This is a genomic window from Streptomyces sp. NPDC085931 (assembly GCF_044540565.1).
GTDB lineage: Bacteria > Actinomycetota > Actinomycetes > Streptomycetales > Streptomycetaceae > Streptomyces.
Genome location: NZ_JBITSK010000014.1, coordinates 85,260 through 107,185, shown reverse-complemented (window position 1 = coordinate 107,185; position 21,926 = coordinate 85,260). Strand labels below are relative to the sequence as shown.

At 73.8% G+C, this 21,926-nt stretch carries 16 protein-coding genes and 1 tRNA gene; 12 read left to right on the top strand and 5 right to left on the bottom strand.

Going from position 1 to position 21,926, the window contains the following annotated elements; genetic code table 11:
• The first annotated feature begins 4 nt into the window (after positions 1-4).
• From ACIGAN_RS27255 to ACIGAN_RS27215, 9 genes are all read left to right on the top strand, one after another.
• On the top strand, positions 5-1,270 hold the full coding sequence (locus tag ACIGAN_RS27255) for a 6-phospho-beta-glucosidase (protein WP_399861529.1): 1,266 nt from the start codon (positions 5-7) through the stop codon (positions 1,268-1,270).
• A complete protein-coding gene (locus ACIGAN_RS27250) occupies positions 1,261-2,232 on the top strand; it encodes an N-acetylglucosamine kinase (RefSeq protein WP_399861526.1) in 972 nt (323 codons plus the stop codon). Before ACIGAN_RS27255 ends, ACIGAN_RS27250 begins: the two co-directional genes overlap by 10 nt.
• A 178-nt stretch (positions 2,233-2,410) precedes the next feature.
• Complete coding sequence (locus tag ACIGAN_RS27245; protein WP_399861679.1) at positions 2,411-3,880, top strand: hypothetical protein; 1,470 nt, start codon at positions 2,411-2,413, stop codon at positions 3,878-3,880.
• A gap of 29 nt (positions 3,881-3,909) precedes the next feature.
• Entirely contained in the window at positions 3,910-4,947 is a 1,038-nt protein-coding gene (locus ACIGAN_RS27240) for a glutamate ABC transporter substrate-binding protein (protein WP_399861524.1), read from the top strand.
• A 70-nt stretch (positions 4,948-5,017) separates the two neighbouring features.
• A complete protein-coding gene (locus tag ACIGAN_RS27235; protein ID WP_399861521.1) occupies positions 5,018-6,349 on the top strand; it encodes a hypothetical protein in 1,332 nt (443 codons plus the stop codon).
• Positions 6,350-6,366: 17 nt separating this feature from the next.
• Positions 6,367-9,030, top strand: coding sequence for a serine/threonine-protein kinase (locus ACIGAN_RS27230; protein ID WP_399861519.1), 2,664 nt, complete (start codon positions 6,367-6,369; stop codon positions 9,028-9,030).
• A gap of 3 nt (positions 9,031-9,033) precedes the next feature.
• A complete protein-coding gene (locus tag ACIGAN_RS27225) occupies positions 9,034-10,452 on the top strand; it encodes a PP2C family serine/threonine-protein phosphatase (protein ID WP_399861517.1) in 1,419 nt (472 codons plus the stop codon).
• Between the two features lie 99 nt (positions 10,453-10,551).
• Complete coding sequence (locus tag ACIGAN_RS27220) at positions 10,552-11,898, top strand: vWA domain-containing protein (RefSeq protein ID WP_399861514.1); 1,347 nt, start codon at positions 10,552-10,554, stop codon at positions 11,896-11,898.
• A gap of 32 nt (positions 11,899-11,930) precedes the next feature.
• The gene (locus ACIGAN_RS27215; RefSeq protein ID WP_399861511.1) at positions 11,931-13,274 is read left to right on the top strand and encodes an FHA domain-containing protein; all 1,344 of its coding nucleotides are present in this window, start codon (positions 11,931-11,933) and stop codon (positions 13,272-13,274) included.
• 32 nt (positions 13,275-13,306) lie between these two features.
• On the opposite strand, the gene ACIGAN_RS27210 is transcribed toward ACIGAN_RS27215, so the two are convergent.
• Positions 13,307-14,284, bottom strand: coding sequence for a methyltransferase domain-containing protein (locus ACIGAN_RS27210; RefSeq protein WP_399861509.1), 978 nt, complete (start codon positions 14,282-14,284; stop codon positions 13,307-13,309).
• A 71-nt stretch (positions 14,285-14,355) separates the two neighbouring features.
• Between ACIGAN_RS27210 and ACIGAN_RS27205 the strand changes: the two genes are divergently transcribed.
• On the top strand, positions 14,356-14,769 hold the full coding sequence (locus ACIGAN_RS27205) for a globin (RefSeq protein WP_365098650.1): 414 nt from the start codon (positions 14,356-14,358) through the stop codon (positions 14,767-14,769).
• Positions 14,770-14,804: 35 nt separating this feature from the next.
• Here the strand turns inward: ACIGAN_RS27205 and ACIGAN_RS27200 are convergent, their stop codons facing one another.
• The 4 genes from ACIGAN_RS27200 to ACIGAN_RS27185 all read right to left on the bottom strand — a co-directional run bounded on the left by ACIGAN_RS27200 (position 14,805) and on the right by ACIGAN_RS27185 (position 18,088).
• Entirely contained in the window at positions 14,805-15,473 is a 669-nt protein-coding gene (locus ACIGAN_RS27200; RefSeq protein WP_399861507.1) for a hypothetical protein, read from the bottom strand.
• Complete coding sequence (locus ACIGAN_RS27195; RefSeq protein WP_365098654.1) at positions 15,470-15,883, bottom strand: acyl-CoA thioesterase; 414 nt, start codon at positions 15,881-15,883, stop codon at positions 15,470-15,472. Before ACIGAN_RS27195 ends, ACIGAN_RS27200 begins: the two co-directional genes overlap by 4 nt.
• Positions 15,884-15,885: 2 nt before the next feature.
• The gene (ettA, locus tag ACIGAN_RS27190; RefSeq protein ID WP_094055543.1) at positions 15,886-17,550 is read right to left on the bottom strand and encodes an energy-dependent translational throttle protein EttA; all 1,665 of its coding nucleotides are present in this window, start codon (positions 17,548-17,550) and stop codon (positions 15,886-15,888) included.
• 462 nt (positions 17,551-18,012) lie between these two features.
• Positions 18,013-18,088, bottom strand: a tRNA-Arg gene (locus tag ACIGAN_RS27185).
• A 321-nt stretch (positions 18,089-18,409) separates the two neighbouring features.
• On the opposite strand from ACIGAN_RS27185, the gene ACIGAN_RS27180 reads away from it, so the two are divergent.
• Entirely contained in the window at positions 18,410-20,017 is a 1,608-nt protein-coding gene (locus tag ACIGAN_RS27180; protein ID WP_365098657.1) for a dynamin family protein, read from the top strand.
• Between the two features lie 3 nt (positions 20,018-20,020).
• Positions 20,021-21,889, top strand: coding sequence for a GTP-binding protein (locus tag ACIGAN_RS27175; RefSeq protein WP_399861503.1), 1,869 nt, complete (start codon positions 20,021-20,023; stop codon positions 21,887-21,889).
• The last annotated feature ends 37 nt before the right edge of the window (positions 21,890-21,926 follow it).

The following is a 21,926-nucleotide window of genomic DNA, read 5'->3' as shown; positions in this document are numbered from 1 at the left end:
ACGTATGAAACTCACCGTGGTCGGCGGAGGCTCGACCTACACCCCCGAACTCGTGGACGGCTTCGCCCGCCTGAGGGACACCCTGCCCATCGAGGAGCTGGTCCTCACCGACCCGGCGCAGGACCGCCTGGACCTCGTCGGCGGCCTCTCCCGCCGCATCTTCACCCGCCAGGGCCACCCCGGCCGCATCACCACCACGACCGACCTCGACGCGGCCGTGGACGGCGCGGACGCGGTCCTGCTGCAACTGCGCGTCGGCGGTCAGGCCGCCCGGCAGCAGGACGAGACCTGGCCCCTGGAATGCGGCTGCGTCGGCCAGGAGACCACCGGCGCCGGCGGACTGGCGAAGGCCCTGCGCACGGTCCCGGTCGTCCTGGACATCGCGGAGCGCGTCCGCCGCGCCAACCCCCGGGCCTGGATCATCGACTTCACCAACCCCGTCGGCATCGTGACCCGCGCCCTGCTCCAGGCGGGCCACAAGGCGGTCGGCCTGTGCAACGTGGCGATCGGCCTGCAGCGCAAGTTCGCGGCCCTGCTCGCCCTGGAGCCGTCCGCGCTCCACCTGGACCACGTGGGCCTGAACCACCTCACCTGGGAGACGGGCGTACGCCTGGGCGGCCCCGAGGGCGAGGACGTCCTCCCCCAGCTCCTCACCGACCACGGCGCGACCATCGCGGCCGACCTGCGCCTGCCCCCCTCCCTGCTCGACACGCTGGGTGTGGTCCCCTCCTACTACCTGCGCTACTTCTACGCCCACGACGAGGTCGTACGGGAGCTGCGCACCAAGCCCTCCCGGGCGGCCGAAGTGGCCGACATGGAACGGCGCCTGCTGGCGATGTACGCCGACCCGGCCCTGGACGAGAAGCCGGAGCTGCTCGCCCAGCGGGGCGGGGCCTACTACTCGGAGGCGGCGGTGGACCTGGCCGCGGCCCTGCTGGGCGGCGGCGGCACGCCGTACCAGGTGGTGAACACGTACAACCACGGCACGCTCCCCTTCCTCCCCGACGACGCCGTCATCGAGGTCCAGGCAGCCGTCGGCGCCAAGGGTGCCGCCCCGCTCCCCGTGCACCCCGTCGACCCCCTCTACGCGGGCCTGATGGCCGACGTCACGGCCTACGAGCAGCTGGCCCTCGACGCCGCCCTGCACGGCGGCCGCACCCGCGTCTTCCGCGCCCTGCTCGCACACCCCCTCGTCGCCCAGTACGCGTACGCCGAGACGCTCACCGACCGACTGATCGCACACAACCGGGAGCACCTGGCGTGGGCCTGACCGCACGTGTCCTCGCGATCGACGCGGGCAACAGCAAGACGGACGTGGCGATCGTGGCGGCCGACGGCGAGGTCCTGGCCACGGCGCGCGGCGGCGGCTTCCGTCCGCCCGCCGTGGGCCTGGAGACGGCGATGCGGGACCTGGCCGCGCCCGTCACGCGGGCCCTGCGCACCGCCGGTCTCACCTCGGTCACCCACGTCTCGGCCTGCCTCGCCAACGCCGACTTCCCCGTCGAGGAGGAGCAGCTGGCGACCGCGCTGCGGGCCCACGGCTGGGCCGGGACGGTGACGGTCCGCAACGACACGTTCGCCATCCTGCGGGCCGGCGTCACCGAACCGCGCGGCGTGGCCGTCGTCTGCGGCGCCGGCATCAACTGCGTCGGCATGCGCCCCGACGGCCGCACCGCCCGCTTCCCCGCGCTCGGCCGGATCTCGGGCGACTGGGGCGGCGGCTGGGGCCTGGCGGAGGAGGCCCTGTGGCACGCCTCCCGGGCGGAGGACGGCCGCGGCGCCCCCACGGCACTGGCCCGCACCCTGCCCGCCCACTTCGGCCTGCCGTCCGTGTACGCCCTCGTCGAGGCACTGCACCTGGAGCGCGTCCCGCCGCCCCGGCGCCACGAGCTGACCCCGGTCCTCTTCGCGACGGCCGCCGAGGGCGACGCGACCGCCCGCGCCCTCGTCACCCGCCAGGCCGAGGAGGTCGTCGCGATGGCGGTGGTGGCGCTCACCCGCCTCGACCTCCTGTCCGAGGAGACACCGGTCCTCCTGGGCGGCGGCGTCCTGGCGGCCCGTCACCCCCAGCTGAACGACCGGATCCGCGACCTGCTCACGGAACGCGCCCCCAAGGCGGCCCCCCGGGTGGTGACGGCGCGCCCGGTCCTGGGGGCGGCACTGCTGGGCCTGGACAGCGTCGGCGCGGACGCGCGGGCCCAGGAGCGGCTGCGGGCGTACTACGGCGGGTGAGCAGCCGCGGCGCGCCCGCAGCCGCTCCCACGGCGCCCTCACCACCCCGGGAACCGAACAATCCCCCCGAACGTGTACCTGGACAGGGGTGGTGCTCCACGCCGCGATCCGATCAAGATCGAGGCAAGCCCGGTGCGAATGTCGGTCCCGGCGGCGATACTTGCGGCGACGGATGACCATGGGGGAGGTCACGGTGACGTACACGCCGAAGAGCAGCGCACCACCACCGGCGGGCTCCGGCCTGCCCATCCTGCCGGCCGTACCGGCCCCGTCTCCCCCACCGGCCCCGGCCCGCCCCGCGGGAACCCCGGGCAGCCCGGCCCCGCAGCCCCCGCGCCGCACCGCCTTCGCCGAGGGCCTGGACCAGCTCCGCACCGCCGCCACCACGGAGCCGGGCCGGCTGCGCATCATCGGCGCCCTCCTCGCCCTGCTCGTCATCGCCTTCGGCTCCGTCACGGCCTGGCAGATGACCGACCGCGCGGCCGCCGCCGGCGACGTCCTCACCAGCAGCCAGCCCCTCACCTCCGACGCGGCCGACATCTACCGCTCCCTCGCGGACGCCAACACCGCCGCCTCCAGCGGTTTCCTCGCCGGCGGCCAGGAGTCGGCCGCCACCCGCGACCGCTACGAGAAGGACATCCGCACGGCCGCCGAGAAGCTCGTCAACGCGGCCGCCAACGCGAACCCCGACTCCCCCTCCACCGCGACCATCGCCGAGCTCAACCGGCTGCTGCCCGAGTACAAGGGCCTGATCGAGCGCGCCCGCACGTACAACCGCCAGGGCTTCCCCGTCGGTGGCGCCTACCTGCGCTACGCCAACGAGAAGATGCAGCAGCAGATGCTCCCGGGGGCGGAGGACCTCTACAAGAAGGAGAACCAGCGCCTGGAGGCGGACTACGCGGACGCCCGGCCCTACCCCTGGGCGGCCATCGCCCTCGGCGTCCTGGCCCTCGCCGCCCTCGCCTGGTCGCAGCACCGCACCTACCGCCGCACCAACCGGGTCCTCAACCACGGCCTGGTCGCCGCCACGGCCACCACCACGGTCGTCCTGCTCTGGCTGGTCGTCGGCCACAGCGTCGCCCGCGCCGCCCTGGACGACTCCTACGACCACGGCGTCCGCTCGCTGAACGTGCTGCACGACGCCCGCATCGCCTCCCTCAAGGCCCGGGGCAACGAGAACCTCACCCTGGTGGCCCGGGGCGCGCAGACGAAGGAGGCCGGCGACCGGACGTACGACGCCTACGACTACGCCTTCGGCGCGGACATCAAGGCCCTGGGCGCCCACCTCGCGGCCGCCGGGAAGCTCGCCGACGACGCCCCGGGCGAACGCCCCGTCACCACGGCCGTGAGCAGCATGGAGGAGTGGCGCAAGCGCCACTCGGCGGCCCGCGAGCAGGACGAGAACGGCAACTACCAGCAGGCGCTCGACCTGGTCATCGGCGACAAGGGCGCGACCGGCGAATGCTTCGACAGCGTCGACGCGAACCTGCGCGCGGCACTGGCGCACGAGGAGACGGAGTTCGAGCACGCGGCGGGCGACGGCCGGGACGCGCTGAGGGGCCTCCCGGCGGGCGCCGCGGTCCTGGCGGTCCTGGGCGCCGCGGGCGCGGTGCTCGGCATCGGCCGCAGGCTCTCGGAGTACCGGTGAACGGGCCACGGGCGAAAGGAGGAGGCGCGATGCGGAGCAGTCTCAGGGGCTGGGGCGGAGTGACCGCGATGGCGTTCGTCTGCGCCCTGGTGGCGGTCCTCGCGCTCTGCCTGCCGAAGTCGGCTGTGACCCCGGACTCCACCCGCACGACGGGCGGCACCGCGACCACCTCGACCGGGACCGCCACCACCGGGCAGGCGGACGAGGACTGCGACGACCCCGAGAAGCAGACCCTCTCCCCCTCCTCCGCCGACGGCCCCACGATCCGGGAGATCAAGAACCGCACGGGCGAGAAGCGCAAGCTGGTCGTCGGTGTCGACCAGAACAGCTACCGCTGGGGCTACCGCAACCCCAACAGCGGCAGGACCGCGGAGCTCGAGGGCTTCGACATCGACCTGGTCCACCGCATCGCCGAGGACATACTCGGCGACCCGGAGGCCGTCCAGTTCAAGGCGATCCCCACCGACCAGCGCATCCCGGCGATCCAGGACGGCCGCGTGGACATGGTCGTGCGCACGATGACGATCAACTGCGCGCGCATCGAGGACGTCGCCTTCTCCGCGCCCTACTTCAAGACGGGCCAGCAGGTGCTCGCGCCCAAGTCCTCGCCCGTCACGGGCTACGACGGCACGCTGGCCGGCAAGAGGGTCTGCACGGCGGCGGGTTCGACGGCGTACTCCACGCTGAAGGAGGACCGGGACAGCGGCGACCTGCCCGCGACGACCGACATCTCCACCACCGTCCCGAACCAACTCGACTGCCTGGTGCGGCTCCAGCTCGGCGAGGTCGACGCGGTCGTCACGGACGGCGCCCTCGCGGCGAGCCAGGCGGCCCAGGACCCGACGGTCCAGCTCAAGGGCGACGCCTTCACTGCCGAGTACTACGGCGTGGCGATGAAGAAGGACGCCGACGATCTGGTACGCCGGGTCAACCGGATCCTGGTGGACTACCGCAAGGACACCGCGAACGGCTGGCAGGCGTCCTACCGCAAATGGCTGTCGGCGACACTGGGCAAGGATGCGAAGAAGTCGGAACCCCCGGCACCGGAGTACCTGCGCACCGGCTGAGGGTGGCCGGGACCGAAGAGTGAACAAGCCCCAACCCCCCGACCGGTACGAAGGCAGCGAGAGGTGATCGATGGGCGTCACGGGACCCGCCGGGCCGGTGATGGACCGGGACGAGGTGGACCGTGCGCTGGCGCGGCTCGGCGCGGAGCACGAGGCGATCGAGACCTCGCTCCTCGCCCTGCAGGACCACGCGGGCCGCAGACTTCTGGAGGGCGCCGAGCTCACCGGCGTGACCCGCGAGCGCTGGGCGTCCACGGAGGCGTCGATCACGCTGCTGTGGACGTACTTCGACGCGTACACGGACGCGCTGCGCTCCGCCCGGGACATCCGGGCCCGCCGCCGCTGGTCCAGCCGCGAGGACCTGGTGGAGCTGACGGAGCTGCTCAGCGGCGAGTCGGTCACGGTCGCGGGCAGCGCCGCGACCGCCAACGCCCCGGCGCCGCACGGCGGCCCGGGCAGGCTCAGTGAGCGCTACTCGCTCGCCACGCTCGTGGACCGGATGAACGAGCTGTACGCGACGAGCCTGGACATGGTGGTCGCCGCGGACGCGGTGTGGTCGGCGCTGCCGGCCCGGATCGACCTGCTGGCGGCCGAGTTGCAGCGCACCCGCCGCCTCGCCCACTCGGTCGGGGTGCGGCCCGGGGAGCACCCGGCGGGCGACGACCTGGAGCGCATCACGCGCACGCTGACGAAGCTGCGCGAGCAGGTGATCTCGGACCCGCTGGCGTTCTGGCAGCCCGCCGAGGGCAGTTCGGCGCCCGGCGGCGGCCGTCCGGACACGACGGTGTACGACCGCGAGGCGCGCGCCCTGGAGGACGTCCGGCGGGAGATCGACGCTGTGCTGACGGTCCGTCAGGATGCGGAGAAGCGGATCGTCGCACTGCGGGACGTCCTCAGCCGCGCGGACCGCACGCTGGCCGAGGCGCGCACGGCGCGCGGCGAGGTCCTGGCGAAGATCGCCGCGACGGAGGTGCCGGTCGTCAGCGGCCCGCCCACGGCGCTGCAGGAGCAGCTGGCGACGGCCGCGGAGTACCGCCGGCAGGGGCAGTGGCACCGGCTGTCCCCGCTCCTGGAGTCGCTGGAGCAGAAGGCGGAGGACGAACTGCTGCGCGCCCGCGAGTCGTTGACGGCCGTCACGGCCCCGCTGGCGGTCCGCGCCGAGCTGCGCGGCCGGCTCGACGCGTACAAGGCGAAGGTGGCCCGGCACGGCCTCGCGGAGGACACGCTGCTGGTGGAGCGCTACGAGAAGGCGCGCCGCATGCTGTGGAGCGCCCCCTGCGACCTGCGCGCCGCCGAGCAGGCGGTGCTGCGCTACCAGCGGGCGGCGGCCGAGCTGCTCGGCGGGCCGCGCGTGCCGGACCAGGGCGTGCCCGAGGACGACCGGAGGGGGCCGGGCGCATGAGCGACGAGGGGGAGTCCATGAGTCAGGCACCGCAGGAACCACCCGGCCCCGCGCGCGGTTGCCAGCGCCCCTCCTGCGAGGGCACGTACGAGGACGTGGGCGGCGGCGAGCTGTACTGCGACACCTGCGGGCTGGCCCCGGTCGTCGCGCCCGCCCCCGCCGGCCAGGGCACGGTCGGCTCGCTCCCCACCGGCATCACCGCCGGCGGCAGGGGCGGCTCCCGCGGCTCGGGCAGCGCCGGCTCCCGTTCCAGCGGCCGCAGTTCCCGGACGTCGTCGCAGTCGTCGAAGTCGCGCCGGTCGGTGTCGGGGCGGCTCTCGCGCTCCCTGTCGGGCGGCTCGACGGGCCGTTCGGTGTCGGTGCGCAGCTCGGGTTCCGCGACCGGTTCGTCGTCCCGGGGGCGGCTGGGTGCCGGGCTGGTGCAGGTGCCGCCGATCCCGCGGCCCGATCCGCGCGAGATGGTCCTGGACCACCCCGAGGTGCCCGAGCGGAAGCGGTTCTGCTCGCGTTCGGACTGCGGTGCTCCGGTGGGCCGGGCGCGCGGCGACCGGCCGGGACGGACGGAGGGCTTTTGCACCAAGTGCGGCCATCCGTACTCGTTCGTGCCGAAGTTGAGGGCCGGGGACGTGGTGCACGGCCAGTACGAGGTGGTCGGCTGCCTCGCGCACGGCGGTCTGGGCTGGATCTACCTCGCCGTCGACCGGGCGGTCTCGGACCGCTGGGTGGTCCTCAAAGGCCTGCTGGACACGGGCGACCAGGACGCGATGGCGGCGGCGATCTCCGAACGGCGCTTCCTCGCCGAGATCGAGCACGCCAACATCGTGCGGATCTACAACTTCGTGGAACACCTGGACCAGCGCACGGGCTCGCTCGACGGCTACATCGTCATGGAGTACGTCGGCGGCAAGTCCCTCAAGGAGATCGCCAACGCCCGCCGCACGGCGCAGGGCAGGCGCGACCCGCTGCCGGTGGAGCAGGCCTGCGCGTACGGCATCGAGGCGCTGGAGGCGCTCGGCCACCTGCACAGCCGCAACCTGCTCTATTGCGACTTCAAGGTCGACAACGCGATCCAGACCGAGGACCAGCTGAAGCTGATCGACATGGGCGCGGTGCGCCGGATGGACGACGAGGAGTCGGCCATCTACGGCACGGTCGGCTACCAGGCCCCGGAGGTGGCCGAGGCCGGCCCGTCGGTGGCCAGCGACCTGTACACGGTCGCGCGCACCCTGGCCGTCCTGACCTTCGACTTCCAGGGCTACACGAACGTCTACGCCGACTCCCTGCCCGACCCGGACCACATCGAGGTCTTCCGGCAGTACGAGTCGTTCTACCGGCTGCTGGTCCGCGCCACGGACCCCGATCCGGCCCGCCGCTTCGCCTCCGCGCAGGAGATGACCGAGCAGCTGACGGGTGTGCTGCGCGAGGTCGTCTCTCTGCAGACGGGCCGCGCCCGGCCCGCGCTGTCCACCCTGTTCGGGCCGGAACTGCGGGTGACGGACACGGAGTTGTTCCCGGCACTGGACGGCGAGGTGTCCCGGCTGGGAGCCCGTGCGGTGCGCACCGGGCGCCGCTCCACCGCCGCGCTCCCCGCCACGGGCACGCAGGTCGCCGCGCTCTCTGCGGCGGCCCCGGTTCCCGCGCCCTCCCTTCCGGCCGGGCCGGGCCCGTACGGCGGGGTGCCCGGTCCGGCCCTCACGCACACCCCGCCCCCGCCGGCCGGCCCGGCCCTGCCCGGCCTGGTCAGGCCCGTCGACACGGCCGCCGCCGCCCTGGCCCTGCCCGTCCCCCGCGTCGACCCGACCGACCCCAACGCCGGTTTCCTCGCGGGTCTGATGACCTCGGCCCCGGCCGAGCTGCTCGGCGCCCTCGCGGCCGCCCCGGCCGCCTCGACCGAGACCCGGCTGCGGCAGACCCGGGCCTGGCTGGAGACGGGCGATCCGGGCGCCGCCCTGGGGGCCCTGACCGCCCTGGAGGGCGAGCGGCCCGACGACTGGCGGGTGGTCTGGTACCGGGGCGTGGCCGCCCTGGTCACCGGCGACGACGAGGGTGCCGCGCTGGCCTTCGACGCGATCTACGACGCCTTCCCGGGCGAGATCGCGCCCAAGCTGGCGCTGGGCCTGTGCGCGGAGGTGCTGGGCCAGCTCGACAACGCCGCCGAGTACTACCGGCTGGTGTGGTCGACCGACCCGAGTTACGTCAGCGCCGCGTTCGGGCTGGCCCGGGTGCAGCTGGCGACCGGGGACCGGCGCGGCGCCGTACGGACGCTGGAGTCGGTGCCGGAGTCGTCCATCCACTACACGGCCGCGCGCGTGGCGGCCGTGCGGGCCCGGCTGCGCCGGCGCACGGCGACGGCGCCGGACGCGGCCTTCCTGGAGGACCTGACGGCGGCCGCGGCGCAGGTGGAGGCGCTGGAGGCGTACGGTCTGGATCCGGCGCGCCGGGAGCGCCTGTCCACCGAAGTCCTCGGTTGCGCCCTGGACTGGGTACTCTCCGGGGGCCAGGGTTCCGCCCCTCCCGCCGCCGGAGGACGGACGCTGCTCGGCAGCGGCCTGGACGAACGCGGCCTGCGCTTCGGCCTGGAGCGTTCGTACCGCACGCTGGCCCGGCTGGCGCGGGGCGGCGAGGAGAGGATCGACCTGGTGGAACGTGCCAATCGTTACCGCCCCCGGACGTGGGTGTAGTTGATGTCGCAGATGCCCCAGTTGTCCGCCTGCCCGAGTTGCGAGGAACCCCTCGAATCGGGTGACCGTTTCTGCGGCGCGTGCGGATACGACCTGTCCGCCGTGCCGTCACGGCCGCAGGACAACCCGACCATCGCCATGAACGGCTCGGTGCCCGCCCAGGGCGCTCCGGCCGGCGCGTACCCCGAGCCCCCGCCGGCGCCCCCGGCCGGCGCGGCCTGGCCCGCCGCCCCCGGGCCGGACGGCCCGGGGGCGGCGGGTCCGGTGCGTCTGCCGGCGGACCTCCCGGGCACCGACTCGGGCGGTTCCGCCCTGCCGCCGGGCACGCCCCCGCCGCCGAGCGCCCCGCCGGCCCCGGCCGCGGGCGTGCGCTTCGACCGCCCGGCGCAACCCGGCGGTCACGCCGCCCCGGCCGGCGCCGGGCGGGCCCAGCCCGACGAGTACCTCCTCCAGGCACCGGACCCACGGGTGTCCGCCGACCCGGCGGCGCGGGCCGACGGCGCCGGCGGCAAGGTCTGCGTCGCCTGCCGAGCCGGCCGCGTGGACGACGACGGCTACTGCGAGAACTGCGGCCACGCCCAGCCGCGCGAACGGGACCACATGGAGCAGGAGTCCGGCCCGGTGGCCGCGGTCAGCGACCGCGGCCTGCGCCACCACCGCAACGAGGACGCGTTCGCCCTCGGCAGCACCGCGCTGCCCGACGGCTCGCCCGCCTCCGTGGCGATCGTCTGCGACGGCGTCTCCTCGGCGACCCGCCCCGACGACGCCTCGCTGGCGGCCTCGCAGGCGGCGAGCGAGTCCCTGCTGGCCGCCCTGCCCCGGGGCACGCACCCGCAGCAGGCGATGCACGACGCGATCGTCGCCGCCTCCCGCGCGGTCAACGCGCTGGCCGAGGAGCCCGCCACGGCCCGCGAGCACGCCCCGCACCAGAACGCCCCCGCGTGCACCATCGTCGGCGCGGTGGTGACGTCCGGCCTGCTGATCGTCGGCTGGGTCGGTGACAGCCGCGCCTACTGGGTCCCGGTCGACCGGAGCGCTCCCCCGGCCCGGCTCACCGAGGACGACTCCTGGGCGGCGCAGATGGTCGCCGCGGGCCTGATGAACGAGGCCGAGGCCTACGCCGACGAGCGCGCCCACGCCATCACCGGCTGGCTCGGCGCCGACGCCTACGAACTGGAGCCGCACACGGCCGCGTTCAAGCCGGACCGCCCGGGCGTGGTGGTCGTCTGCACGGACGGGCTGTGGAACTACGCGGAGGCGGCCGAGGAGATGGCCCGGGTCGTCCCGCTCGACGCGGCCACGCATCCGCTGCACAGCGCCCGGGTGCTCGTCGGCCACGCCCTGGACGGCGGGGGCCACGACAACGTAACAGTGGCCCTCGTGCCGTTCCCCGCCGTCCCGCAGGGGGCAGGATCGGCCTGAGGCCACGTACGGGGACGCCTCGGCGGACCGGAGGGGACCGGTCCGCCTACCGTCATCACCCCGCCTCGGCGGGGGCTTTGAAGGGGGATCGAAGCAGGCATGGCCAATTTCTCGAAGTCGAACGTGCCCCGGTTCTCGGTGGACGTGTACCAGAACGAGTACCTGCCGGAGGGCTCCGGCGAGGTCAACGCCATCGTCACGGTGACGGCGACCGGCGGCGGCACGATCGGCAGCGCGGTCGCGTCGCCCCACCTCTACGCGCCCGGCCAGGGCCCGTCCGCCGCCGTGGCGCTCATGGTCGACTGCTCGGGGTCGATGGACTATCCGCCGACCAAGATGCGCAACGCCCGGGACGCCACGGCCGCCGCGATCGACACCCTGCGCGACGGCGTGCACTTCGCCGTGATCGGCGGGACGCACGTGGCCAGGGAGGTCTACCCGGGCGGCGGCCGGGTCGCGGTCGCCGACGCCACGACCCGGGCCCAGGCCAAGCAGGCGCTGCGCTCGCTGAGCGCGGGCGGTGGCACGGCGATCGGCACCTGGCTGCGCCTGGCCGACCGGCTGCTGTCCTCGGCGGACGTCACCATCCGGCACGGCATCCTGCTCACCGACGGCCGCAACGAGCACGAGTCGCCCGAGGACCTGAAGGCCGCGCTCGACGCGTGCGCCGGGCGCTTCACGTGTGACGCGCGCGGTGTGGGCACCGACTGGGACGTGAAAGAAGTCACAGGGATCGCCTCCGCCCTGCTCGGCACGGCCGACATCGTCGCCGATCCGGCCGGGCTGGCCGCCGACTTCACGCGGATGATGGAGACGGCCATGGGCAAGGAGGTCGCGGACGTCTCCCTGCGGCTGTGGACCCCGGTCGGCACGACGGTGAAGTTCGTCAAACAGGTCGCCCCCACGGTCGAGGAACTGACCGGCCGGCGCACCGAGGCGGGCCCGCGCGCGGGCGACTACCCGCTCGGTTCCTGGGGGGACGAGTCCCGTGACTACCACCTCTGCGTGGAGGTGCCGCCCGCGCACCTCGGCCAGGAGATGCTGGCGGCCCGGATCTCGCTGGTCGTCCCGCAGCCCGACGGCAGCGTCCAGAACCTCGGCGCGCAGGGCCTGGTCCGGGCCGTGTGGACGGACGACATGGTCGCCTCGACGTCGATCAACCCGCAGGTCGCCCACTACACGGGGCAGGCCGAACTGGCACAGGTCATCCAACAAGGGCTGGATCTGCGCAAAGCGGGAGATATGGACGGCGCAACGGCCAAACTGGGCCGGGCCGTTCAGCTCGCGAGTGCCTCCGGGAACGCCGATACTGCGAAACTGCTTGCGAAGGTGGTGGACGTGGTCGATGCCGCGACCGGTACTGTGCGACTGAAGGCGAAGGTCGAGGAGGCCGACGAGATGACGCTCGAAACCCGGTCCACCAAGACTGTTCGCGTGAAGAAGTGACCTAGAAGAGATCGAAGGAGGGACGCGCCGACATGCCGACCTGCCCGAACGGACACCAGTCGGGTTCCGACGACTGGTGCGAGGTCTGCGGTCACCGCATGGCGGGTGCCGTGCCTCCGCCTCCCCCGCCGCCCCCGCCCGGCGGCGGCTACGGCTTCCCGCCCGCCGCCGGTCCCGGCGGCCCGGGCGGCCAGCCCGGCGGCCGCCCGCCGCACCTGTCCGCCGTGCCCAACGCCGAGCCGGAGCTCTGCCCGCAGTGCCGTACGCCCCGCGAGGGCGGTGCGCCGTTCTGCGAGGAGTGCCGGTGGAACTTCCTGACGAACACGGCGACCTCGTACACCCCCGCGGCCCCGCCCCCGCCGCCGCCCGGCCAGGGCGTGCGCTTCCAGCAGCCGGGCCGGCCCGGCCCCGGGGGCCCGTCGTACGGCGGCGGTGACGCGTACGACTACCAGAGCTCCCGTCCTTCGCAGATGAACCGCCCGGCCGAGCCGATCCCGCCCTTCGGCGGCGACCCGTCCGGCCGTCCCGGTCCCGGGGGCCACCCCGGCCCCGGCGGCCCCGGCGGCCCCTCCGGCCCGCCCGGATTCGGCCCCGACCCGTCCCGCCCGGTCCCGCCCCCGCCCGGCCCCGGCGGGCACGGCGGCCCCGGTGGACACGGCGGTCCCGGTGGACACGGTGGTCCCGGTGGACACGGTGGTCCCGGTGGACACGGTGGTCCGGGCGCCCCGCAGGGCTACCACCCGTCCGGCCCGCCGGCCCCGCCCGGCTTCCCGCAGGAGACCCGGCGACCGCCGCAGCAGGGCGGTCCGTCCTTCGGCGGCGGTGACGACGACTGGGTGATCTCCCCGCCGTCCGGCGGCCCGGGCGGCCCCGGCCAGGGCGGTGGCTACGGCTACCCGCAGCCCGGCGCGACCCAGGCCCCGCCCGGACCCGGCGGCTTCCCGCAGCAGCCCCAGGCCCCCCAGGGCCCGGCCACCTGGACCGCGACGATCGGCCCGGACCGCGAGTACTTCATGGCGATGATGCAGCGCTCCGGCCCTGAGGCCGCGGGCCTGAACCTGCCGGCGTACTCGCCCGAGCAGCAGCGCACGCTCACCGGCAACCAGATCACGATCGGCCGCCGCCGGCACTCCACCGGCGACACCCCCGACATCGACCTGTCGACGCCCCCGGAGGACCCGGGCGTCTCCCACCAGCACGCGGTGCTGGTCCAGCAGCCGGACGGCAGCTGGGCGGTCGTCGACCAGAACTCGACGAACGGCACGACGGTCAACGGTTCGGAGGAGCCGATCCAGCCGTTCGTCCCGGTACCGCTGCAGGACGGCGACCGGGTCCACGTCGGCGCCTGGACGACGATCACGATCCGCCGCGGCTGAGCCCACCGGGCCCCGTCGTCCGGGGGCTCCCGTCAGGACGGGAGGGGCCAGGCGTACGGCCCCTCCGGGTCGTCCAGCCAGGCCCACTCCCGATCCCCGCGGACGGTGATGCCGTAGCGCTCGCGCTGCGGCCTGCCCTCCTGCTCCCACAGCGCGTGCGCCTCCTGCGGGTCGAGGCTGCCGCGGGTCAGCGTCAGCAGGAAGCGGAACAGGTCGTCCTCCCGGGCCCGGTGCGGCACCCCGCCCAGCTGGAGCGGTTCGCCCCCGGGCCGGCCCTGGCCGCGCAGCGGCACGAAGTAGGCGGGCGTGTGCCGGAACCGTCCCTCGGCGTGCCCGGCGTCGCCGACCGTGAGCACGATCAGGCCGGTGGCGAGCGGCAGGAGCACGCGACCGCCGGGACGGACCTGGGCGAGCCAGGCCCGCGGCACCGTGCTCAGCGCGCAGGTGGCGATGATCCGGTCGAACGGCGCCCGCTCGGGCACGCCCCGGGTCCCGTCGCCCGTGACGACGAGCGGGCGGTACCCGGCCGCGGCCAGGTGCCGGCGGGCCGACTCGGTGATCTCCGGGTCGAGGTCGACGGTGGTGACGTGGTCGTCGCCGAGCCGGTGGGCCAGCAGCGCGGCGTTGTACCCGGTCCCGGCGCCGATCTCCAGCACCCGGTGTCCCTCCCGTACGTCCAGCGCGACCAGCATGTCCGCCATCAGGGACGGCTGGCTGCTGGACGACAGCAGCTCACCGTCCCGCAGCCGGGTCGCCAGCGGGGTGTCCTCGTAGGCACCGCGCAGCCACCGCTGGCGCGCCTCGCGCTCCGGGCTCTCCCCCCAGCGGCGCTCGAAGCCCCGGGCGGCGCCGACGTAGTAGTACGGCACGAAGAGATGGCGCGGCACCGCCGCGAACGCCTCCCGCCACCCGGGGTCGGCCGCCCAGGCCCCGCTCGCCTCGATCCGCCGCACCAGCTCCGCCCGCGCGGAGGCGGCGAGTGCGTCGAGTTCCGTGTCGTGGCCGCCCATGTCTCCACAGTAAGGCGGGGATCTTCGGCCGGGTCCTAGGTCTCAAGTCCTATGCCGGCGCGTCTGAGACCATGGACGGCGTGAAAGAGATTCGGCGCGGCACGCTTCAGGAGCAGACCTTCTACGAGCAGGTCGGCGGGGAGGAGACCTTCCGTCGGCTCGTCCACCGTTTCTACGAGGGAGTCGCCGAGGACCCGCTGCTACGGCCCATGTACCCCGAGGAGGACCTGGGCCCGGCCGAGGAGCGCCTGACGCTCTTCCTCATCCAGTACTGGGGCGGCCCCACGACGTACAGCGACAACCGCGGCCATCCGCGCCTGCGGATGCGGCACGCGCCCTTCACGGTCGACCGCGCGGCGCACGACGCCTGGCTGAAGCACATGCGGGTCGCCGTGGAGGAGCTCGGCCTGTCCGAGGAGCACGAGCACACGCTGTGGAACTACCTGACGTACGCGGCGGCGTCGATGGTGAACACCCCGGGCTGAACCCTGACCGGGCCGGTCGCCCGGCGGGGAGCCGGTCAGCGGACGCTGACGTCCAGCGCCCCGAGCCCGGCCCGCCGTACGGCCGTCGACCCGTAGGGCGTGCGCAGCCGGAGCCAGGCGCCCGACGACAACAGGGCCGGCGGCGCTCCGGGCCGCAGGAAGCCGAGCGCCTGCGCGGCGTGCACGGCCCGGACGGGCAGCCGGGTGTCGCCGACCGTGCGGGACCAGATGTCCCGGCCGATCCGGTCCAGCTCGGCGCGGGTGCGCCGCTCGTCGGGCAGCTCCTGCGTGCGGGAGCGGAACTCGGCGACCACGGCGGCCACCAGGGACCGCAGCGCGTCCGGCCCGGGCAGCCCCGGCTCGGGCCGCCAGCCGCCGCGCGGCGGCAGCACACCGGCCCAGGGCGGTCCGGTCACGGCGCCCGGCACGACGGCCGTGGCGCCCTTGTCGTCCACCGACTCCAGCAGCTCACCGGCGGACACGGTCGCGTCCAGCGTGACGTCGAGCCCGTTCTCGTAGGGCTTCGCCAGCCGGACCGCGCGGATCGCCAGCACGTCGAAGGACGGCGGCCGCCCGAAGACGGCGAGCGCGGTGCCCGCGGCCTGCAGACGCACCGCGGCCCCGCGGTCGTAGTGGAGCAGCCGGGAGAGGAAGGCGGCGAGATCCGCCGCCTCCCCCTCGTCGGCGAGGTGGAGCACCGTCATGCGGCGACGGCCTCCTCCTCGTCGTCGTCCATGTACTCGCTGAGGAACTCCCGCTCCTGCTCGGTGATCCGGCGCGGGCGCTGCGCCTCGAAGTCGAACGGCACGATCACCGTCGAGGCGCGCACGTAGACCTGGTCGCCGTCCTTCACCTCGTAGGTGAGGGTGAAGGACGCCGCCCTGATCTCCGTGACCCACAGCTCGACGTCCACCGGGTGGTGCCGGTGGACCAGCTGCCGCTTGTAGTCGATCTCATGGCGAGCCACCACGGACCCCTGCTGGAAGTCCTTGTCCGGGCGGAACAGGAAGTCGATACGGGCCTCCTCCAGGTAGCGGAGGAACACCACGTTGTTGACGTGGCCGTACGCGTCCATGTCCGCCCAGCGCAGCGGGCAGCGGTAGATGTGCCGCAAGATCAGCCCCGGGTCAGCTTCTTGTACGTGGCGCGGTGCGGACGGGAGGCGTCCGGGCCGAGCCGCTCGACCTTGTTCTTCTCGTAGGACTCGAAGTTGCCCTCGAACCAGAACCACTTGGACTCGCCCTCGTAGGCGAGGATGTGCGTGGCGATGCGGTCCAGGAACCACCGGTCGTGGGAGACGACCACGGCGCAGCCGGGGAACTCCAGCAGCGCGTTCTCCAGGCTGGAGAGGGTCTCGACGTCGAGGTCGTTGGTCGGCTCGTCGAGGAGCAGCAGGTTGCCGCCCTGCTTGAGGGTGAGCGCGAGGTTCAGCCGGTTGCGCTCACCGCCGGAGAGCACGCCGGCCGGCTTCTGCTGGTCCGGCCCCTTGAACCCGAAGGCGGACACGTACGCGCGGGAGGGCATCTCCACCTGTCCCACGTTGATGTAGTCCAGCTCGTCGGAGACCACGGCCCACAGGGTCTTCTTGGGGTCGATGTTCTCGCGGCTCTGGTCCACGTACGAGATCTTGACGGTCTCGCCGACCTTGATGGAGCCGGAGTCCGGCTCCTCGATGCCCTGGATCATCTTGAACAGCGTGGTCTTGCCGGCGCCGTTGGGGCCGATGATGCCGACGATGCCGTTGCGCGGCAGCGTGAAGGAGAGGTCGTCGATGAGCAGCTTGTCGCCGAAGCCCTTGGTGAGGTTGTTGACCTCGACGACGACGTTGCCCAGGCGGGGGCCCGGCGGGATCTGGATCTCCTCGAAGTCCAGCTTCCGCATCTTGTCGGCCTCGGCGGCCATCTCCTCGTAGCGGGCCAGACGCGCCTTGGACTTGGCCTGCCGCCCCTTGGCGTTGGAGCGCACCCACTCCAGCTCTTCCTTGAGCCGCTTCTGCCGCTTGGCGTCCTTCTGCCCCTCGACCTTGAGGCGGGCGGCCTTGGTCTCCAGATACTTGGAGTAGTTGCCCTCGTAGGGGTAGAGGCGACCGCGGTCGACCTCGCAGATCCACTGGGCGACGTTGTCGAGGAAGTACCGGTCGTGGGTGACCGCGACGACGGTGCCCGGGTACTTGGCCAGGTGCTGCTCCAGCCAGTTCACCGACTCGGCGTCGAGGTGGTTGGTGGGCTCGTCGAGCAGCAGCAGGTCGGGCTGCTCCAGCAGCAGCTTGCACAGCGCGACGCGGCGGCGCTCACCACCGGAGAGGTTGGTGACGGCCCAGTCGCCGGGCGGGCAGCCCAGGGCGTCCATGGCCTGCTCCAGCTGGGCGTCGAGGTCCCAGGCGTTGGCGTGGTCGAGCTGCTCCTGGAGCTTGCCCATCTCGTCCATGAGCTCGTCGGAGTAGTCGGTCGCCATCTGCTCGGCGATCTCGTTGAACCGGTCGAGCTTGCCCTTGATCTCGGCGACACCCTCCTGGACGTTCTCCAGGACGGTCTTCTCCTCGTTCAGCGGCGGTTCCTGCAGCAGGATGCCGACCGTGTAACCGGGCGTGAGGAAGGCGTCACCGTTGGACGGCTGCTCGATGCCGGCCATGATCTTCAGGATCGTCGACTTGCCGGCGCCGTTCGGGCCGACGACGCCGATCTTCGCCCCCGGCAGGAAGCTCGTCGTCACGTCGTCGAGGATCACCTTGTCGCCGTGCGCTTTGCGCGCCTTGCGCATGGTGTAAATGAACTCAGCCAAGAGAAACCGTCCGGCAGCTTGAAACTGGCAGTGGGCAGATACACCCCATCTTGCCGTACCGCCAGGGCTGGGCGGAAACGCGTAGGGGTGGGGGGCTGTGACCTGGGGGTTAGCCTTGTGGCCCGGACTCGTCCACCACCGCCGGTCACCGCTGCCCGGCCTCGCCCCCCTCGCACCGCCCGGAGAGGGCCGGGCGGTGATCACTCGACGGCGGCGTTGTGCAGGGCCGGGCCACCGTGGCGACGTGACCGGCGGGGCCGACCGCACTCACCCCTCATACCTCATATGACGACGATGTCGGGGCCGGAGCCGGTGTCGCTTGCCGGGCTTTGCATGCGCCTGGAACAACCGCCGGCGAGTGGACAACACGTCAGCTCCGGCGCCTGACGGGGCGGTTGCCGTCACAGACACGAAACGCCCTGGAGGGGAGATCCCCTCTGGGGCGTTTTTGCTGGTGAGAGGTGGCGCCCCCGGCAGGACTCGAACCTGCGGCCAAGCGCTTAGAAGGCGCCTGCTCTATCCACTGAGCTACGGGGGCCGGGTGTGGTGGCCTCTGTCTGGGTGCCCGGGTGTGGGCCGATCCGTGACGTTGCCGGGGACAAGGATAGGGCTCCCGCATCCTCGTCCCTGTTGCTTCGCCTCCGTGGCTCGATGTGGAGGTTCGGTGAAGCGGTCCTGATAATCGCAGGCAGGTACGAATCGTGCATCGCTTTTGGCGTCCGACGCATCGGGTGTTGTGCACTCGTTATGCCTGGACTGTGCCCGTGTCCCAGTCGTCCCTTCCGTCCCTTGTGTTCCGTCGGCGCGCAGACATGCTCATATGCTTCAGAATTCCCCTAAAATTGGGCATTCTTCACATGTGGTGACCTTGGACGTACGGCCTCAGCTGCTCGACGCACTCTCCGCCCTGCGCGACCGTGTCGCCGCCGCACGCTTCCCGCTGCCCCTTGCGGGGGCCCCACGCGCGCGTGCCAACCGCGACGAACTCCTCGCCCAGCTCGACGACTACTTGGTGCCCCGACTGAGGGACCCCGAAGCGCCACTTCTGGCCGTCGTCGGCGGCTCCACCGGCGCCGGGAAGTCCACCCTCGTGAACTCCCTCGTGGGGCGGCGCGTCAGCGAGGCGGGCGTGCTGCGGCCCACGACCCGGACGCCCGTGCTGGTCTGCCATCCGGAGGACCACCACTGGTTCAGCGGGATGCGGGTGCTGCCCGACCTCACCCGGGTGTGGGTGCCCCAGCAGGACGCCACCGACGACCTGCTGCTGCCCGGCGAGAACCCCGCGCGCGTGCTCCGCGTCGAGACCGCCGAGACCCTGCCCCCCGGCCTCGCCCTGCTCGACGCGCCCGACATCGACTCGCTGGTCGCCGACAACCGCGTCCTGGCCGCCGAACTCATCTGCGCCGCCGACATCTGGGTGATGGTCACCACGGCCGCCCGCTACGCCGACGCCGTCCCCTGGCACATGCTGCGCACGGCCAAGGAGTACGACGTCACCCTCGTGACCGTGCTCGACCGGGTGCCCCACCAGGTGGTCAACGAGGTGTCACGGCAGTACGGCGCCCTGCTCACCAAGGCGGGGCTCGGCGAGGTGCCGCGCTTCACCGTGCCGGAACTGCCCGAGTCCGCCTGGGGCGGGGGGTTGTTGCCGGCCACGGCCGTCGCCCAGCTGCGCAACTGGCTCGTCCACCACGCCCAGGACCCCGCGGCCCGGCAGCAGATCCTGGCCCGGACGGCCTACGGCGTCCTCGACTCCCTCAAGTCCCGCATGCCGGAGCTGGCCGGCGCCGCCGCCGCGCAGTACGCCGCCGCCCTGCGACTCACCTCGGCCGTCGAGGGGGCGTACGACAGCGAGCACGCGCGCGTGCGGGGCCGGTTGCAGTCCGGGGCCGTGCTCGCCGGGGACGCGCTCAAGCGGTGGCGCGCCTTCCCCCTGGACTGCACCGCCGCCGAACTGCTCGACGCGCTCGTCGAGAGCCTGAGCGCGCTGCTGCTGTGCGCCGTCACCGCCGCCGACGAGCGCGTGGACGACGCCTGGCGGCGTGAACCGGCCTCGGCCGCTCCGGAACTGGCCGCGCGCGAGCCCGCGGCGGACAGCGCCGAGCACCGGATCGGGCTCGCCGTCCGGCGCTGGCGGCGCGAGCTGGAGGAGCACGCCGAGGAGGAGGTGCGCGAGCTGGACCGTGCTCTCGCGCCCGACCCCGAGCTGGTCGCCGCCCTGGTCGCCACCTCCCTGCTCGGCGGCCGCCGCGGCCGCACGGCCGGGGAAGGGCTCGCCGAGCGGATCGGCGCCCACGGCGCGCTGCGGCTGCGCGACCGGGCCGGACGGCTGCTCGGCCAGCACGTCGACCGGGTCCTGCACGCCGAACGCGAGCGCCGGCTCGCCCCCCTCGACGCCCTCGGCATCCACCCCGAGCCCCAGGCCGAACTCATCGCCGCGCTGTCGGTACTGCAGAAGGAGAGGTGACCGGTGACCGCCATCACTGACCAGGACCCCACCGAGCACGCCGACCAGCCGGACGGCGAGGCGAACCGGGCGCGCGCCGCCGGAAACCCGCGCACCGCTAGAAACCCGCGCGCCGCCGGAGACCCGCGCACCGGAAACCCGTCCCCGGGCACCGCACAGGGCGAGCGCGCGGCCCGTACGGACGCCGCGGAGTCCTGGGACGACGGCCTGATCGCCCGCCGGGTCACGGAGACCACGGACGGGACCGCGTTCCCCGCGCTGGACAGCCGCTCCGCCGCCCCCACCACGGTGACCCCGCTGGTCTACGACGGTCCCCTGCGCTCCCGGCTCGAAGCCCTGCGCGAACTGGTGGGCCTGTCGCGCACCCGGCTCGACAGCCGCACCCTGTCCGAGGCCGGCCGGGTCCTCGACGAGGCGACCGCCCGGCGCAGGCTCTCCGGGCAGCACACCGTCGTCGCCATCGCGGGCGCCACCGGCAGCGGCAAGTCGCAGCTGTTCAACGCGCTCGCCGGGGTCGCCATCTCGGAGACCGGGGTGCGCCGCCCCACCACCGCCGCGCCCATCGCGTGCAGTTGGAGCGACGGGGCCGCGAGCCTGATCGAGCGGCTCGGCATCCCGCCCCGGCTGCGGCGGCGGCCGCTGCCCACCGGGGACGGCGAGTCACTGCGCGGACTGGTCCTGGTGGACCTGCCCGACCACGACTCCGCCGCCGTGCAGCACCGTGAGCACGTCGACCGCATCCTGGCGCTCGTCGACGCGGTCATCTGGGTCGTCGACCCGGAGAAGTACGCGGACGCCCTCCTCCACGAGCGCTACCTGCGGCCGATGGCGGCCCACGCCGAGGTCATGTTCGTCGTCCTCAACCAGATCGACCGGCTGCCCGGGGAGGCCGCCGAGCAGGTCCTCGACGACCTGCGGCGGCTCCTCGACGAGGACGGCATCGCCCTCGGGGAGTACGGGGAGCCCGGTACGACCGTCCTGGCGCTCTCCGCGCTCACCGGCGACGGGGTCGGCGAACTGCGCGAGGCGCTCGGCCAGTTCGTCTCCGAGCGCGGCGCACCGGCCCGGCGCATCTCGGCGGACGTCGACATCGCCGCGGCCCGGCTGCGGCCCGTCTACGCCACGCGGCGGCGGACCGGGCTCAGCGAACAGGCCAGGGAGGAGTTCGCCGACCGGCTCGCGGACGCCGTCGGGGCCACGGCGGCGGGCGAGGCGGCCGAACGGGCCTGGCTGCGCAACGCCAACCGCGCCTGCGGCACGCCCTGGCTGCGGCTGTGGCGCTGGTACCAGGACCGCGGCGAGCCCGCCACCGGCAGGATCACCGCCCGCACCCAGGCGGACGAGGAGGCCACCGCGCGGCAGCGGGTCGAGCAGGCGGTGCGCACGGTGGCCGACCGGGCCTCGGCCGGACTGCCCGCGCCGTGGGCCCAGGCGGTGCGCGAGGCGGCCGCCCGCGGCGCGCAGGGGCTGCCCGAGGCGCTGGACGAGCTGTCCGTGCGCGCGGGGGTACCGGCCGGGCGGCCACCACGGCCGGGGTGGTGGCCGGTGGCGGTGCTGACCCAGGCGTCCATGACGATCCTGCAGTTCCTCGGCGGGCTGTGGCTGCTGGGCCAGATCATCGGGTTCATGGCACCGAACCTGGGTGTGCCGGTGCTGCTGATGGTGATCGGCATCGTCGGCGGTCCGCTCATCGAGTGGAGCTGCCGCATGGCGGCCCGCGGCCCCGGCCGGCGCTACGGCCTGGAGGCCGAGCGGCGATTGCGTGAGGCGGCGGCCGGGTGCGGCAGGGCACGGGTGCTGGATCCGGTGGCGGCGGAGCTGCTGCGGTACCGGGAGGTGCGGGAGCAGTACGGGCGGGTGGTGGGGGCCTGAGGCCTGGACGTGCGACCGCTGCGCGTCACCCCTGCGG

What these genes read in the sequence shown, in the direction of transcription:
- ACIGAN_RS27205 (WP_365098650.1), top strand. Translation starts at nt 14,356, where the DNA reads ATGGACGGCGTGAAAGAGATTCGGCGCGGCACGCTTCAGGAGCAGACC.
- ACIGAN_RS27240 (WP_399861524.1), top strand. Translation starts at nt 3,910, where the DNA reads ATGCGGAGCAGTCTCAGGGGCTGGGGCGGAGTGACCGCGATGGCGTTC.
- ACIGAN_RS27225 (WP_399861517.1), top strand. Translation starts at nt 9,034, where the DNA reads ATGTCGCAGATGCCCCAGTTGTCCGCCTGCCCGAGTTGCGAGGAACCC.
- ACIGAN_RS27215 (WP_399861511.1), top strand. Translation starts at nt 11,931, where the DNA reads ATGCCGACCTGCCCGAACGGACACCAGTCGGGTTCCGACGACTGGTGC.
- ACIGAN_RS27235 (WP_399861521.1), top strand. Translation starts at nt 5,018, where the DNA reads ATGGGCGTCACGGGACCCGCCGGGCCGGTGATGGACCGGGACGAGGTG.
- ACIGAN_RS27200 (WP_399861507.1), bottom strand. Translation starts at nt 15,473, where the DNA reads ATGACGGTGCTCCACCTCGCCGACGAGGGGGAGGCGGCGGATCTCGCC.
- ACIGAN_RS27210 (WP_399861509.1), bottom strand. Translation starts at nt 14,284, where the DNA reads ATGGGCGGCCACGACACGGAACTCGACGCACTCGCCGCCTCCGCGCGG.
- ACIGAN_RS27245 (WP_399861679.1), top strand. Translation starts at nt 2,411, where the DNA reads ATGGGGGAGGTCACGGTGACGTACACGCCGAAGAGCAGCGCACCACCA.
- ACIGAN_RS27220 (WP_399861514.1), top strand. Translation starts at nt 10,552, where the DNA reads ATGGCCAATTTCTCGAAGTCGAACGTGCCCCGGTTCTCGGTGGACGTG.
- ACIGAN_RS27230 (WP_399861519.1), top strand. Translation starts at nt 6,367, where the DNA reads ATGAGTCAGGCACCGCAGGAACCACCCGGCCCCGCGCGCGGTTGCCAG.
- ACIGAN_RS27255 (WP_399861529.1), top strand. Translation starts at nt 5, where the DNA reads ATGAAACTCACCGTGGTCGGCGGAGGCTCGACCTACACCCCCGAACTC.